Origin of the sequence: Oceanobacillus sojae (assembly GCF_007991515.1) — a bacterium.
Lineage (GTDB): Bacteria > Bacillota > Bacilli > Bacillales > Amphibacillaceae > Oceanobacillus > Oceanobacillus sojae.
Genome location: NZ_BJYM01000034.1, coordinates 1 through 15,481, shown reverse-complemented (window position 1 = coordinate 15,481; position 15,481 = coordinate 1). Strand labels below are relative to the sequence as shown.

Sequence of the window (15,481 nt, the reverse complement as noted above, 5' to 3'; positions counted from 1 at the left end):
GAGCCGGAATTGCTTTTTTATTTAGAAATTTCTATTTCCGTATTCCAGATAAATGAACATATACATGAGATTTTCTCAAAATTTATCTTAGCTAAAACATATTAAGGTGCAACCAATTCTACTTTCACTCTATCCGGATCCTCAAAATAAACAGCATAATGATTCTCTCCTCCCGCAAATGGGTGGCGGTCAGAGTATAGAATAGTAACTCCTCTTTGCTGAAGCTTTTTCGTCATTTCATCTACAAATTCCCGCGAGCTTGCATGAAAGGCTAAATGATTTAGACCGGTCCGGCATCGATGATAGGGAATGTCTAAAAACCTTTCTTCTGCCTGCACAAATACAAGATAAGTATCTTCAAGCTTCCAGCTCTGACCACCTTCCCATTTTTGGAAAGACGTGTATCCGAGTTCTCTTAAGAACCAGCCCCAAAAGGCAGTGGATTTACTCAAATCAGAAACATAAAGCTCAATATGATGGATTAAACCATGAGTCAAAAAATCTTCCCCCTATTCATTCCAGATATCTTTACAGCTTGTTGTAGCTCCAAAGAATCCTAATTTCTCTGCTTTGTCAAAGTCTTCTTTCTCACTCATAAAACCACTTAAAATATAGGGGACATCACGCGTTTGATGGAATTCTTGAAAAAACTTCATACCAAAAAGGCCCGGTCTTAGCTCAACCATATCAGCTTTTGATTCTTGGACAATTTTCAGAGCTGCATCCAATGCAATGGAATCCTCCAAAACGATACGCTGGATAGTCATTAAACCGGCAGTTTTTGCCATACTTATTTTAGAGGTCCCTTTTGCAATGATAAGGTCCACCTTGAAATGTTGTTTTAATAATTTAATTCCGATAGAATCTGCGTTAAATCCACTAAGCAATTCAAGATTAACAATTACTTTTTTATTTGCCTGATGACATAAATCAACTAAATTTTTCAAATTACCAATATGTGCATTTGTAAGAGCAATATACTTATGTGGGCTTTTTAATGCATCAGAAAGATATTTTAAATCTTTAACAGAAGGTATAACTTCTAATGATTGATAAGTGCTCATAAAAGTTTATCCAACTCCAATCCTGCTTCAGTACTATAATGTTATAGAATACCTGTGACAATGTCAAAAATTTAAATGAAATAAAAATTTATATCGAAATATACGATTATTTTGTTGGAGGAAATTTACATCTGATAATAATTTTTGTTTTCTGACAAATTTAATGGCGTATATCTTGACAGATAGATTATGTCTCATGTAATATAAATTTAAATAAAGTGTAAGCACTTTCTTTTACAACAAAATATATTGAAGTTGAATAGTGAGATGAATTCAGCTAAAGACCCACATCTTGTCAGGCGGTATTATAGTGGGGTCTTTAGCTTTTTTATTTTTAAATTGTAAGGGTTTTCAAAAGGGGGAGAAAAAGAATGTATTTAATTGGTATTGATGCGGGAAATACATCTATTAAGACAAATCTTTTTGATACAAAGGGGAAGGTTATTGCTTCATATGCAACGAGCAGTATGCGTTTACGACCACGGGGGAAAGGCTTTGAAGAGTTTGATGTAGATGCTTTAGGTGATTCTACTTATGAAAGTATTAGAGAAACAATTAAACAGGCCAACATAAATCCTGCTGAGATTAAAGGTGTCGGGATTACATCTTTTGGAAATGGTCTAGTAGTTCTAGATAAAGATGGAAGTACGATAGCACCGGGCGCTTTCTCACAGGATTACCGTGCAACGGACATTGTTGAACAGATGATAGCAGAAGGCAAAGCAGCTCAGGTTAATAAAATTACAAAGGCCTCTTTATTTGCTGGACAGCCTGGTCCATTATTAAGATGGTTTAAAGATAATGAACCACATGTTTATAGTAAAATAGGGACTATCCTTATGTTTAAAGACTATCTTGTTTATAAACTGACCAATCAATTTGCTGCAGATGCTAATAACTTCGGGGGATCCAATTTATTAAATATGGAAACACTAGATTACTCTAAAGAGTTGATGGATATTTTTGGTGTTCCTGAAATGTACGAAGTATTACCAAGGTTAGCAAAGAAGCCGGAAGAAATTATTGGAGAAGTAACCGATGAAGCAGCAGCAAAAACGGGTTTGTTAGCCGGTACCCCTGTTGCTGCTGGTATGATGGATGTATTTGCTTCTCTTGTCGGAGCTGGTGCTACGGATGAGGGGACATTTACTGCTGTAGCAGGAACATGGTCCATTAACCTGGCACATACCGACAAAATGGTAGAGGGGGCTTCAGCAATCATGCCTTACTTAAATAGTGAAGAATACCTGGTCGGTTCCTGGTCAGGTGCATCAGGTGCAAATTATGAGTGGTTTACCAGAATTCTTGGCGGGAATGCAAAATTAGAAGCACAGGAAAGAGGTATTTCTTATTATGAGGTGCTTGATGAGCTGATCGATCTTGTTCCCATCGAAAGAGCAAAAGTTATCTATCACCCATTCGTGGCGCAGCCAAGTCTGCATACAGAAGCAAAAGCAAACTTCTTTAATGTTGATCAGAACACGACGTATGCTGAATTTGCTTATGCAGTAGCAGAAGGAGTGTCCTTCGTGCATAAGTACCATATCGATATTTTACGCAATGCAGGTATTAAAGCAGATAAATTACGATTAACTGGAGGTATTGCACGCAGTAAAGTATGGGCTAGGATATTTGCTAATGTACTTGAGCTGCCTATTGAAGTAGTAGATTGTGAGGAGGTCGGCGCATTAGGAGCTGCTATTGTTGCGGGTGTAGCAACAGGCGTTTACGAAAGCTATGAGGATGCTTTTGCAAATGCAGTTAATGTTCTTCCTGCTGTTAATCCAGATGCTTCAACCTATCCTTTATATGAAGCGCGTTATAAAGAGTGGTATACATTAACTGAAATTATGAAATTATACTGGGATAAAAAACGTGACGACGAAATTTAAGTAAACTATTAGAAAAAATATAAAAATATCCATTTTATAAAGGAGGATGACAATGGTTGAACGCACTGTAAAGCTGGAGAAGATTAATGATGTAAAAGAATTTGTAGAGACGATGACAAAATTTGATTATCAGGTGGATATTATCTCCGGCAGATATGTAATGAATGCAAAATCTATACTGGGAATATTTAGTTTGGATCTTACACAGCCTTTAACATTAAAGATACATGCTGATGAATGTGATGATTTATTGGCAGCAATTAAACCGTATTTAGTTGATTAATAAAATGAAATAATAGCAGCTATTAAAAGAATCAATATTACTTGTGTATCGGGTGTTTTGAAAAGTTTACAAAGTACTAGAGGAATGAGAAAATAAAGATAACTATTGTCCAAGTATGATAGCAAGGATACATAGTTTGGACACAATAATAGCTGCTCCTGTAAGCTATGATAAAGGAGGCAACAGGAGGTATAAAGGAGGAATTTGATGGTTGAGCGTTATGTCAGCTTAGAAAAGATTAATGATGTAAAGGATTTTGTAGAAATTGTATCACGTTATGATTATAAGGTAGATATTATTTCAGATACGTATGTATTGAGTGCTAAATCAATCATGGGTATATTTAGCCTGGACTTGACGAAGCCACTAAAGTTAAGAATCCATGCAGACAGCTGTGATGATTTATTAGCAGATATTGCACCTTATCTCAGTGAATAGATATAAAGCAAAGCAATGAATAAGGATGTTCATCAGCAGTTATCAGAATAAAATAAAGAGATGCGTCACCCTGCAAAGAAGACTTGCATTATTATTCGGCTAATGTCGATCCTCTCTCAAAGGACGGGGCGCAATCTCTATGTTTTTGGTGTACATGACATTACGGTGCAGATATTGTGACAAATATTTTCGGTGGAGCGAGTAACCGCACAGCGCCAGTCTTGGCACTAATTCTGGGATGGAACATTCTCAATCTGTAAAGACATTTTACTTTTCGAATTTTCTTAGCTGCAATAATGCAGTAAATGCAAAGATATTCTTAGTAAATCGAATTGAAATAAAAACAAATAAAAAAATATGCAGATTTCGAAAAAAAGTGATATGATATTACTATAAATATATGTTCAAAAAACTTGGATAAACAAAAGACTTTTTGCCGGGTATTTTGAATAGCTGTAAATGTTAAGTATAAGTTTATCACTTTGATAAAGGAGAAATAAACGATGGCAAATAACGCTCAATCATCCGTAGGTATTGTTTTGGTATCACACAGTCAAAAGGTAACAGAAGGATTGAAGGATCTTATCCTCGAGATGAATGGTGATAATGTAAACGTTCACTCGGCCGGAGGTACAGATGATGGTCGTCTGGGAACCAGCGCTACAATCATCATGAGTAAAATTGAGGAGCTTCAGGATTGTGAAAACATCTTGGTTTTCTATGATATGGGAAGTGCGTTGTTAAGCGCAGAGACTGCAATTGATTTATTAGATGAAGATTTACAGGCAAAATGTAAAATTGTAGAAGGACCAATTGTAGAAGGCGCGTTTGTTGCTTCTGTACAATCAACCATTACAAATGATATTGACGCAATTATTGAAGAAGTGTCCAAGCTGTAACAGCTTGCCTTCTTATACGCCATACTGAAAGGGTTTTCAATTCGTTTTGAAATAGGTTATAAAAATATATATCTAGGAATTGGAGGAAAATAAAATGAAACGTTTAGTCAATGATGGTTATGAGGTTGTTGAGGAGCTGCTGGAAGGGTTTACTAAAGCAAATAGTGATTATGTAGAGCTATTAGAACATGATAAACGTGTTGTTGTCAGCAAGAAACGCGGTGATAAAAGCAAAGTAGGAATTATCATTGGCGGTGGATCAGGACACGAGCCATTGTTCATTAACTATGTAGGTGAAAACTTTGCAGACGCTTCTGTAGTCGGTAACGTAAATACTTCTCCCTCTCCAGAGCCTTGCTACAATGCTGTAAAAGCAGTAGATACTGGAAAAGGCTGCCTTTACATGTACGGTAACTATGCCGGTGACGTGATGAATTTTGATATGGGTGCTGAAATGGCTGCTGATGAAGGCATTCAGGTAGAAACAGTAACAATAACGGATGATGTATATTCTTCTGAAAATATAGAAGACCGCCGTGGTGTTGCCGGCGATATCTTTGTATTTAAAGCTGCAGCTGCCGCGGCTGCAAAAGGATTAGAACTTCCAGAGGTAAAGGCTGCAGCTGAAAAGGCAAATGCTGCTACCAGATCAATGGGGGTTGCATTATCCTCTTGTACATTACCTGCTACTGGTAAAAATATCTTTGAAATGGAAGAAGGAGATATGGAAATCGGTATGGGTATCCATGGTGAGCCTGGAGTAAGAAGAGATAAGATTCGTCCTGCTGACGAAGTGGTTGATGAACTTTTAGGATATATTTTAGAAGACCACAGCTTAGACAGCGGCGATGAAACTTATGTGCTTGTTAACGGACTTGGCGGATTGCCGTTAATGGATCAATATATCGTATATCGCCGTGTAGAGCAAGTATTAAGTGAAAAAGGCATTAAAGTTTATAAAAACCTCGTAGGGAACTACGCAACATCCATGGACATGGTAGGGATGTCTATCACACTGGTAAAATTAGATGATGAATTAAAAGAATTATTGGACTATCCAACGGATATTCCAAACATCAAATTCTAAGCAATAATTAGCATATATTCTTCAATTTGAGAATATGATGGAGGGAAATTCTATGTCAACACTTGTATTAGATAGAGAATATTTTATAAATGTTTTTCGTGATATGCTCCCGTTTGTAGACAAAGAGTCAGAGCATTTGCAGCAGTTGGATTCTGCAATTGGAGATGGCGATCATGGTATTAATTTAACAATCGGTTTTCGGGAAGTAGCAAAGCAGTTAGACACGATTAATGAGAATGCAGCAGACATCTCAACCATCTTTAAAAAGGTAGGTATGCTTCTTCTCGGTAAAGTCGGGGGTTCTTCTGGTCCGCTTTACGGCAGCTTTTTCATGAAGGCTGGCAAGGATGTTACCGGTAAAAATGAAGTTACCTTCGATGAATTTTGCGGCATGCTTTTAAATGGTATCGAATCTATTCAGCTTAGAGGGAAAGCTGAACTTGGTGATAAAACAATGATTGATGCTTTTCTTCCTGGAGCTGAGGTGCTGAAGCAAGATTCTCCAGAGGATCCTGTTGAGAAATTTACTGCTTTTGTAGAAGCGATGAAAGAAGGCGCTGAATCAACGATACCCCTTATTGCTAAAAAAGGCCGCGCTATGCGTTTAGGCGAGCGTGCTATCGGTCATAAAGATCCAGGGGCGGAATCCGCCTGGATGATGATGGAAGTGTTCTTAAAACGTTTGAAAGAGGCGGCTTCTGCATGATGAGGAAGCCAGTCGTTGGAATCAGCTATAAAACATATGTCAATACGGTCGATAAGGCAACGGAATTGGTGAAGGCTCTTGCCGAGGTTACCACAAACGAAAAAGATGTAGAAAAATTCGTCTTTCCGTCCCTGGGAGTTATATATCCTGTGGCACAAGCGTTAAAAGGATCTGAAATTGCTTTTGGAGCACAAAATATTTCCCCTTATGAAAATGGAGCTTATACAGGAGAGGTTTCTATTGAGTCCATTATCGATTTGGGCGGGACGCATGTTGAAATTGGACATGCAGAGAGACAGCGTATTTTTCATGAAACACTTGATATGATTCATTTAAAAACAAAACTCACCCTGGAAAAAGGGATGACTCCGGTATTATGTATTGGGGAAGGAGTGCGTCTGGATAACAGGGCAGAGCGGAAACAAGAACTAAAGAAACAAATTCTTGCTTCTTTTGGTGAAGTGAATGAAGCCCTTATTGAAAAGGTTATTTTAGCCTATGAGCCGGTGTGGGCAATCGGGAAGGCAGAAGCAGCTGATGCAGCATATGTACATCAGACCCATGAATTAATCCGGGAGATTGTTAAAGAATCATACAGCACAGAATTAGCAGAATCTGTCCGCATTATCTATGGCGGATCAGTAAGCAAGGATAATGTTTATGAGATTACTTCTCATGATGATGTGGATGGAGTATTTATTGGACGGTTCGGACATGATCCGGCCAACTATAAACAAATTCTTGATACTGTGAAGCAAGTGAAATTGAAGGGTTAATTACTTCATATATTTTATATGAAGAACATATAAAAGGAGATGGTAATTAATGAGTAAGAAATATATTCTATCCATTGACCAGGGCACTACAAGTTCACGCGCTATTTTATTTGATCATGACGGCTCCATTGTTGAGGTTGCTCAAAAGGAATTCGAACAATTCTTCCCGCACCCAGGCTGGGTAGAACACGATGCGAATGAAATCTGGACATCTGTACTAGCCTGTATTGCTGAGGTTTTACGAAAATCGGATATAGATCCCGATCAGGTTGCAGGTATTGGTATCACCAATCAAAGGGAAACAGCAGTAGTTTGGGATAAAAATACAGGCAGACCGGTTTATAAAGCGATTGTCTGGCAATCACGGCAAACAGAAGGCATTTGTAAAGAGCTTAGAGAAGCAGGCCATAATGATTTATTCAGAGAAAAAACAGGGCTGTTACTGGATCCTTATTTCTCCGGAACAAAAGTAAAATGGATTCTTGATAATGTAGAAGGCGCCAGAGAAAAAGCGGACAAGGGCGACTTGTTATTCGGCACAATCGATACATGGTTAGTTTATAAACTATCAGGTGGAAAATCTCATATTACCGATTACTCCAATGCATCCCGCACACTCATGTTCAATATCTATGATTTGAAATGGGATGATGAGCTATTAGATATTTTAGGCGTACCGAAAAGTATGCTCCCAGAGGTAAGGCAATCCTCTGAAGTTTATGCTAATACAGTGGATTATCATTTCTATGGACAGGAAGTTCCGATTGCAGGAATCGCAGGAGACCAGCAGGCTGCATTGTTTGGTCAGGCATGCTTTGAAAGAGGGATGGCGAAGAACACGTATGGTACAGGCTGTTTCATGTTAATGAATACAGGTGAAAAAGGTGTTGCATCTAAAAACGGTCTTTTAACAACACTTGCTTGGGGGATTGACGGCAAGGTAGAATATGCACTTGAAGGAAGTATTTTCGTAGCTGGTTCTGCAATTCAATGGCTGCGCGATGGTCTGAAAATCATTGAAAATGCTCCAGCAAGTGAAGATTTTGCTAAAAAAGTTGATTCTACAGACGGTGTTTATATGGTCCCGGCATTTGTCGGTCTAGGTACACCTTATTGGGATAGTGATGCACGCGGTGCTGTGTTCGGCTTAACACGCGGTACTTCGAAAGAGCATTTTATCCGTGCAACATTAGAGTCTCTTGCTTATCAGACAAAAGATGTGCTGGATGCAATGATTACTGACTCTGAAATTGATTTGAAGGCTTTACGTGTTGATGGAGGAGCAGTAAAGAATGATTTCTTAATGCAATTCCAAAGCGATATTCTGAATGTTCCAGTGGAACGTCCTGTTGTACAGGAAACAACAGCACTAGGATCTGCTTATCTGGCAGGGTTGGCTGTAGGGTATTGGAAGGATAAGGATGAAATCGCAAAACAATGGCAAAATGAAAAGACATATGAAGCAGAAATGGATAAGGCAGAGAGTGATAAGCTTTATAAAGGATGGCAGAAAGCTGTAGAAGCTACCCGGGTATTTAAATAATAGTTGGTTAAAAGAGAGCACCTTTCCTTCCGTAGAATAAAAGTCCGTAAAATGGATTCTGATTTGAAAGAGGAAGGGTTTCTTTCATTTATTGTTGAATTGATTAAAAACAATAAAAAAAGTTGATAAAAGAAAAACTAAGGTATATAATGAAAATAGATAAAATAAATGAGAGGAGCTTTCATAATGAAAATTGGTATTGGTGGAGATCACAACGGATATGGATTAAAAGAAACGTTAAAGAAATTTATTGAAGAATCCACAGATCATGAAGTAGTAGATTTTGGAGCTCATTCCAGTGAAGCTGTTGACTACCCGGGAGTTGCTTTTGAAGTAGCCGAGGCAGTCAGTGAGAAGAAGGTAGACCGTGGTGTACTTGTTTGTGGTACAGGTCTTGGCGTTGCTATTGCAGCTAACAAATACCCAGGAATCCGTGCAGCAACAACACATGACACTTATTCTGCAGAACGTGCTCAATTAAGTAATAACGCTCAAATCATTACACTTGGCGCTCAGGTTATTGGGCCGGAATCAGCGAAAAAAGTAGTTGAGGCATATTTAAATGTAGAATGGGCTGGCGGCTCTCAGCGTAAAGTAGATCAGATTGTAGACAGAGAAAGCCAATTTCTTGATCAAAACTTTAAAGATGCGGCAAAAGGCTCCTGCTAATGGCTTTTGCGTAAATAATAGAAGCACTGTATGAATGTTGATACAGTGCTTTTTTATCGTTCAGGATTGTCTGTAACAAAATTCCCGTTGAATCGGATTTTGTTTTTATGTGCCGCAACTTTATAATCAATGCTGATAATTATAATGCAGAAACGACTTGAATATTATGCTTGGCAAGCACCTGTTCGATATCTGGATCAATTGCATTATTCGTAATAAGCACATCTACCTGTTCTGTACTTGCAAATGGAGCACTGGAAGTAATTCCGATTTTAGAATGATCAATGACAGCAACAATTTTCTGTGCTCTATTAACCATCTGTTTTTTTAATTCTACCTCATATAAATTAAAATCAGTCAGACCATTTTCTACTGAAAAACCATTGGCAGATGTGAAGAGAATATCGATATGAAGCTTGTCTAACAACTCTACACCTAATGTACCTTCAATAGTTGAAGACCCTTTTGTCACTACACCACCAATTAAAATAACCGTAATATTTGGGTTGTCCTTTAGCTCTAACGCTGTCTGAATTCCGCTTGTTACAACTGTCAAGCGAATCATTTTCTGGTTAAGATACCGTGCTAATTCAAGAGCAGTTGAACTGGCATCGAGCAAAATGCATTGCTTTTCCTCAATAAGATGGAAAGCTTCCTTTGCAATTAATGATTTTTCTTTCCGGTTTTGCTTTTCACGCACAGAAAAACTTGTGTCAAAGTCGGGCTGGTTTTGTTGGGTTAACATCGCACCGCCATGAGTACGCGTCAGAAGGCCATCCTTCTCCATTTTGTTTAGATCCGTACGCAGGGTTGCTTCAGATACACCAATTTGCTCTGATAATTCTTTAACAGTCAGCCGCTGCTTATCATGCAGGAGCTCCATTATCTTATTTCTTCTTTCCGTCACAAACATTTTCATTATCCGTCATCCTCGTATAAAATTATCTATTCTTAACTCCTAATTTATCACTTAATAACCATTCGTCAAATTCTTACTACTCAAATAAAGAAGAATAAATTAATTTTCAGAATCACTCTATAAGTAAACGCTCTAAGTGGGACGAATAAACGCAGCTCTGGCCCCAGTCCCAGCTTAGTTCTGATCAGTAAAAAAACCTCTGAGTAAATCCTCCTTTTAGCGGTAACTATATATTGTATTGTATCACAAAATGAACAAATAAAATAATAAATGAAAATGTTTGACAAGTTTTTGATAAGTGATAAAATTAAATTGTAAGCGCTACATCAAGGTTTATCAGCTATAAAAGTTTTTAGTCATAAATTAAAAAGGGAGTGTTCATTAATGAGTTTCCAAGGTTATGACAAGGATTTCAAAATTACAGACAAAGTAGCTATTATTACAGGCGGAGCGAGCGGAATTGGACAGGCAATTGCAGAGTTCTATATTGAAAAAGGTGCAAAGGTAGCGGTTTTTGATGTAAAAGAAGATGTTGCGGACGCTGCTAAAGAAATTGGCGGAGAGAATGCTATTGGGGTAAGAGTAGACATTACAGACGGTGAAAGCATTCAGGGAGCAATTGATCAAACCGTAGAACATTTTGGAAAAGTAGATATCCTGGTAAACTGTGCAGGTGTAGCTTTACTGGATGATGCAGAGAACATTTCTGATGACTATTGGCAAAAAACAATTGATTTAAACTTAACAGGTACATTTAAAATGTCACAGCTTGTTGGTAAGCAGATGATTGCACAGGGACATGGCGGAAAGATTATTAACATGGCTTCTCAGGCAGCAATTATTGCACTCGATAACCACGTAGCATATTGTGCAAGTAAAGCCGGGGTTGTTAGTGTAACGAAGGTATTAGCTTATGAGTGGGCACAATTTAATATTACTGTAAACGCTATTTCTCCAACAGTTATTTTAACAGAACTGGGTAAGAAAGCCTGGGCTGGTGAAGTAGGGGAGCAGGCAAAACGTGAAATTCCACTTGGCCGTTTCGGTTATCCGGAGGAAGTTGCGGGCATCGCATTATTCTTAGCAAGTGATGCTGCAAATCTGATCACAGGTGAGAATATTGTAATTGATGGTGGAAATACAATTAAGTAAATAAAATATATACTAAAACAAAAGCAACAGCTTCGTTACAGTAACGGAGCTGTTGCTTTTGTTTATACAGTTTCCTGCTTTTCCTGTATTTCTTTTAAATCTTTCATGACATGGAATAAATGTTTAAATCCAAATTCATCATGAAGCTTGTTATAAATTTTAAAAAGCTCTTGATATTTTTCTACATTTTCAGGGATGGGCTCTACTGTTTTCAGGAATGGCTGCTTCATTTTTGAAATGGTTGTATCCATATCCTTATGAGCGTCCCCTGCAACAGCCCCTAGAATAGCTGCACCAACGCCAGATGCGTAATCACTTGCTGAAACTGTGATTGGGCGGTTTAGCACATCTGCATAGATTTGCATGAGCAGATCAGATTTTTGAGGGAGACCGCCTGATGCGAAAACGTCGTCAACCTCCATGCCCCAGTCCTCATAGGATGCCATAATAATTTTTGTTCCAAAGGCCGTTGCCTCCATATAAGCGCGGTAGATATCTTCCGCTTTTGTATGAAGTGTCAGTCCGATTAAAAGCCCGCTTAAATTACTGTCACTGAGTACAGAACGGTTTCCATTATGCCAATCTAATGCAAGAAGACCAGATTCTCCAACTTCTTTTTTACTTGCCTTTTCTTCTAGCAATTCATAGATACTGATACCGCGTTCTTCGGCTTCATCAGTGTACTCTTTAGGAGCCTGCTTTACCGCGTATCCAAATAAATCACCAACAGCTGACTGACCTGCTTCATAAGCATATAAACCAGGGATAATAGAGTCTTTTACACTGCCGGATATTCCAGGGATTTTTACATGCTTCTCATGGAGCATAATATGACATGTGCTTGTTCCCATAACGAGTGTTAATTGATTTTTCTTTTTGGAGCCGATGCCTAATAACCCGGAATGCGCATCAATGATAGCTGGTGCTACAGGAAGTTTTTCTGGAAGGCCCAGCATCTTACTGAATTCATCGGTAAGTACCCCAGCCTGCTCACCAATTTTTACAAGGCGTCCTTCTAATTTTTCTCGGACGATCGCTGGTAATTCAGGATCCAGTTTTTCATAAAAATCATAATAGAAGCCTTCTTCTTCATTCCAAAATGTCTTAAATCCCCGGCCGCAATTACTGCGGACATTCTCATCGATAAGGTTGGAAATAACCCAATCCCCGGCTTCCATCACATAAGCGGTCTGCTCAAGCATGTCTGGAGCATGATTTTTTACTTCCAGCAGCTTTGGAATCAGCCACTCACTGCTGACATTAAAACCATAATAACCAAGCCAGCGGTCTTTATCCTTTACGGCGGTATTAAAGATGTATTTTGCTTCCTCTTCCGCACCGTGATGTTTCCATAGCTTTGTATAAGCATGGGGATTATTTTTATTTTCTTCTTTTTCATTTAAAGGTGTTAAATTTTTATCTGCAAATACGACAGTGGAGGCTGTAAAGTCAATTCCTAAACCAACAATTTCATCAGGATTTATATTTGCTTCTTTTAAAGCTGCGGGTACTCCGCGTTTAAGAACATCGATATAGTCAGTTGCATCTTGTAATGAGAATGAGGATGGGACAGGGTTCCCGTTTAAGTTTTCTTCTATCGTTCCGGAACGGTAATCTATAACACTCATAGCTGCAATTTCCCCGCTGTTTGTATCAACAATCATTACTCTGCCGGAGCCGGTTCCAAAATCGACACCAATGGAATAGGTCATTTAAAAAATCCTCCCTTTTTGTAAGCGTTCTCTAATTTGATTATACTTTAATAGTGTGAAATTTGCTAGTAAATGAATGTAAATGAGAGAAAATAAAAAAGAAAAAATTGACGTGTCTCCATAATCGATTTACTATTAAGATAGAAAGATTTTATCCATAATAAAATGCCTATCAGGCTTTTATATGAAATGTACAAAACTGGGAATTTCGATTTTATTTAAAAAACCAAAATAAAGGAATGAGGTATGCTACATGTCACTAAATGTTATTTCGAATGTCTACCGTTTAACAGCTCCAGGAACTTTTGAAGCAGTAGAGGTGGAACGCACGGTAAGTGGTAATGATGTTGTTGTTCGTCCACATATTGTAAGCGTTTGTCATGCGGATCTTCGTTATTATACTGGTAACCGCAGGAAAGAAGCGTTAGAGGCTAAACTGCCAATGGCTTTATTTCATGAAGGTATTGGAACGGTGACTAATTCAAAACATCCTTCTTTTAAGGAGGGGGATCGTGTTGTTATCGTACCAAGCATTCCAGGTTTTGTTTTAAATAATATATCAAAAGAAGAATGCTGTCGAAATTGCCGTGATGGTGGAGATGATAACTATTGCTTAAATGGTGAATTTCTTGGAAGCGGATACGACGGAATAGGTCAAAGTGATTTAGTTATCAGCGGTGAAAATCTTGTACTTGTTCCAGATGAATTAGAGGACGATACAGCCATTCTGGCAGAATTATGCTCTGTATCGCTTTATGCAATTAATAGAGTGGGAAAATCTTTAACAACAGCAAATTCTCCAAAAGTTGCTGTATTTGGTGATGGCCCTGTAGGTTATTTAACAGCTGCTGCACTACATTTTGTCTGTGGAATCGAGAAGGAGAATTTACTTGTGTTCGGCGCAATTGAAGATAAAATTGCTCAATTTGAAAGCTTCGCAACAACAGCACTTGTTCATGACTATGATTTTAAAGCTGTCGAAGGAGTAAATACCGTATTTGAATGTACCGGCGGCAAATTTAGCTCATCTGCTATTAATCAATCTATCGATTTATTAGATTATGATAGCAATCTTGTGTTAATGGGGGTAACGGAAGACTTAGTACCAATTAATACAAGAGATATTCTTGAAAAAGGAATTACTGTAAAGGGAAGCTCTCGCAGTACAGGGAAGGAATTCAGGCAGCTGATGGAGGCATTTAAAAATCCGGGCTACCGTGAAGTTTTAAGTAAATTAATTCCGGAAGAGCATTTTATTGTAGAATCTCCAGAGGATATGCGAAAAGCGATGGAGCATGATGCAAATTATCGCGGCTGGATTAAAACATATCTTACATTAAAATGGTAGAAGCTGAAATAATAACAGCCTTCATTCAATCTGAGAATGAAGGCTGTTATTATTATTTTATTAAACTAAAGTATATCCGCCATCTACTATAAAGTCAGATCCAGTTGCATAGGAGCTGACGTCGCTTGCCAGGAACAGAGCTATTGCCTGCAGCTCTTCTGGTTTTCCAAGACGTTTTTGTGGTGTTGCAGCTTCCCATTCAGCAATTAACGGTTTTAGCTTTTCATTTTTATATAGTAAATCTGTGCCGATATATCCCGGGCTGATTGTATTTACACGAATATTATGATCCGCCCACTCTACTGCCAGTGATTTAGATAAGTGAATAACAGCCGCTTTAGAAGCGTTGTAAGAGCTTTGAGGCTGTGGAATATTAACAATACTTCCTGACATAGAGCCTGTGTTGATAATAGATCCGCCATCGCCTTGTTTAATCATCTGTCTGCCGGCTGCTCTGTTTGTTAAGAAAACAGCGTTTAGATTTAGATTAATGACTTTATTCCAGTCTTCAAAAGACATTTCTTCAGCTGGGATATTCATTGTAATGCCTGCATTGGCAAAAGCAATGTCGATTCTGCCGAATTCGCTTACAATAGTTTCAATCATTGTGTTAACAGCATCTTCATTTGTTACGTCAGCTTGTACAGCAATAACCTTTGGGCCGATAGAAGAAAGCTCTTCAGCTGCTGCCTGGGCAGTTTCTAAATTAATATCGACAATAGCAACATCAGCACCTGCTTCTAATAGTCCTTTTGAAATCGCTTTCCCAATTCCGCCTGCTCCACCAGTGATAAATGCTTTCTTGCCATCTAAACGAAACTTTTCAATAATTCCCATGAAATACAGCTCCTTTTTAAGTGTCAGTCCTGTTTAATCTATTCTATTTTACCATTTTAACTGGTAATTTCCAATTAAAGTACTTTGAATAGACTAAATTATCACTCAAAAGGTAGAGACTTTTTACTCTAAATTATAAAAGAATTTTAAATTAAT

At 38.1% G+C, this 15,481-nt stretch carries 16 protein-coding genes; 11 read left to right on the top strand and 5 right to left on the bottom strand.

Annotated elements, in window-relative coordinates; genetic code table 11:
- Window positions 1–101: 101 nt before the first annotated feature.
- Complete coding sequence (locus tag OSO01_RS22940) at window positions 102–497, bottom strand: VOC family protein (RefSeq protein WP_147212778.1); 396 nt, start codon at window positions 495–497, stop codon at window positions 102–104.
- 12 nt (window positions 498–509) lie between these two features.
- The gene (locus OSO01_RS22935; RefSeq protein ID WP_147212777.1) at window positions 510–1,064 is read right to left on the bottom strand and encodes a glycerol-3-phosphate responsive antiterminator; all 555 of its coding nucleotides are present in this window, start codon (window positions 1,062–1,064) and stop codon (window positions 510–512) included.
- Window positions 1,065–1,435: 371 nt separating this feature from the next.
- Here OSO01_RS22935 and OSO01_RS22930 point away from each other — a divergent pair, with 371 nt between their 5' ends.
- The 9 genes from OSO01_RS22930 to rpiB all read left to right on the top strand — a co-directional run bounded on the left by OSO01_RS22930 (window position 1,436) and on the right by rpiB (window position 9,357).
- Window positions 1,436–2,956 (top strand): FGGY-family carbohydrate kinase, encoded by a 1,521-nt coding sequence (locus OSO01_RS22930; protein WP_147212776.1) that lies wholly within the window; start codon window positions 1,436–1,438, stop codon window positions 2,954–2,956.
- Window positions 2,957–3,008: 52 nt separating this feature from the next.
- Window positions 3,009–3,239 (top strand): HPr family phosphocarrier protein, encoded by a 231-nt coding sequence (locus tag OSO01_RS22925; RefSeq protein ID WP_147212775.1) that lies wholly within the window; start codon window positions 3,009–3,011, stop codon window positions 3,237–3,239.
- Between the two features lie 207 nt (window positions 3,240–3,446).
- Complete coding sequence (locus OSO01_RS22920; RefSeq protein WP_147212774.1) at window positions 3,447–3,677, top strand: HPr family phosphocarrier protein; 231 nt, start codon at window positions 3,447–3,449, stop codon at window positions 3,675–3,677.
- 503 nt (window positions 3,678–4,180) lie between these two features.
- Complete coding sequence (dhaM, locus tag OSO01_RS22915) at window positions 4,181–4,576, top strand: dihydroxyacetone kinase phosphoryl donor subunit DhaM (RefSeq protein ID WP_147212773.1); 396 nt, start codon at window positions 4,181–4,183, stop codon at window positions 4,574–4,576.
- 94 nt (window positions 4,577–4,670) lie between these two features.
- Window positions 4,671–5,663 carry a dihydroxyacetone kinase subunit DhaK gene (locus OSO01_RS22910; RefSeq protein WP_147212772.1) on the top strand — a complete coding sequence of 331 codons (993 nt, stop codon included), beginning with the start codon at window positions 4,671–4,673 and terminating at the stop codon, window positions 5,661–5,663.
- A gap of 52 nt (window positions 5,664–5,715) precedes the next feature.
- Complete coding sequence (dhaL, locus tag OSO01_RS22905; protein WP_147212771.1) at window positions 5,716–6,369, top strand: dihydroxyacetone kinase subunit DhaL; 654 nt, start codon at window positions 5,716–5,718, stop codon at window positions 6,367–6,369.
- On the top strand, window positions 6,366–7,145 hold the full coding sequence (gene tpiA, locus OSO01_RS22900) for a triose-phosphate isomerase (protein WP_198048785.1): 780 nt from the start codon (window positions 6,366–6,368) through the stop codon (window positions 7,143–7,145). The genes dhaL and tpiA overlap by 4 nt, the downstream gene beginning before the upstream one ends.
- Window positions 7,146–7,194: 49 nt before the next feature.
- Complete coding sequence (gene glpK / locus OSO01_RS22895; protein ID WP_147212770.1) at window positions 7,195–8,688, top strand: glycerol kinase GlpK; 1,494 nt, start codon at window positions 7,195–7,197, stop codon at window positions 8,686–8,688.
- A 186-nt stretch (window positions 8,689–8,874) separates the two neighbouring features.
- On the top strand, window positions 8,875–9,357 hold the full coding sequence (rpiB, locus tag OSO01_RS22890) for a ribose 5-phosphate isomerase B (RefSeq protein ID WP_147212769.1): 483 nt from the start codon (window positions 8,875–8,877) through the stop codon (window positions 9,355–9,357).
- A gap of 139 nt (window positions 9,358–9,496) precedes the next feature.
- Here rpiB and OSO01_RS22885 read toward each other — a convergent pair whose 3' ends face one another.
- Entirely contained in the window at window positions 9,497–10,276 is a 780-nt protein-coding gene (locus OSO01_RS22885; protein ID WP_147212768.1) for a DeoR/GlpR family DNA-binding transcription regulator, read from the bottom strand.
- 384 nt (window positions 10,277–10,660) lie between these two features.
- On the opposite strand from OSO01_RS22885, the gene OSO01_RS22880 reads away from it, so the two are divergent.
- Entirely contained in the window at window positions 10,661–11,428 is a 768-nt protein-coding gene (locus OSO01_RS22880; protein ID WP_147212767.1) for an SDR family oxidoreductase, read from the top strand.
- A gap of 62 nt (window positions 11,429–11,490) precedes the next feature.
- On the opposite strand, the gene OSO01_RS22875 is transcribed toward OSO01_RS22880, so the two are convergent.
- A complete protein-coding gene (locus OSO01_RS22875; RefSeq protein ID WP_147212766.1) occupies window positions 11,491–13,140 on the bottom strand; it encodes a ribulokinase in 1,650 nt (549 codons plus the stop codon).
- A 253-nt stretch (window positions 13,141–13,393) separates the two neighbouring features.
- Between OSO01_RS22875 and OSO01_RS22870 the strand changes: the two genes are divergently transcribed.
- Entirely contained in the window at window positions 13,394–14,488 is a 1,095-nt protein-coding gene (locus OSO01_RS22870; RefSeq protein ID WP_147212765.1) for an alcohol dehydrogenase catalytic domain-containing protein, read from the top strand.
- 60 nt (window positions 14,489–14,548) lie between these two features.
- Here the strand turns inward: OSO01_RS22870 and OSO01_RS22865 are convergent, their stop codons facing one another.
- Window positions 14,549–15,325: an SDR family oxidoreductase gene (locus OSO01_RS22865; RefSeq protein WP_147212764.1), complete on the bottom strand. Its 777-nt coding sequence runs from the start codon at window positions 15,323–15,325 to the stop codon at window positions 14,549–14,551.
- Window positions 15,326–15,481: the final 156 nt, after the last annotated feature.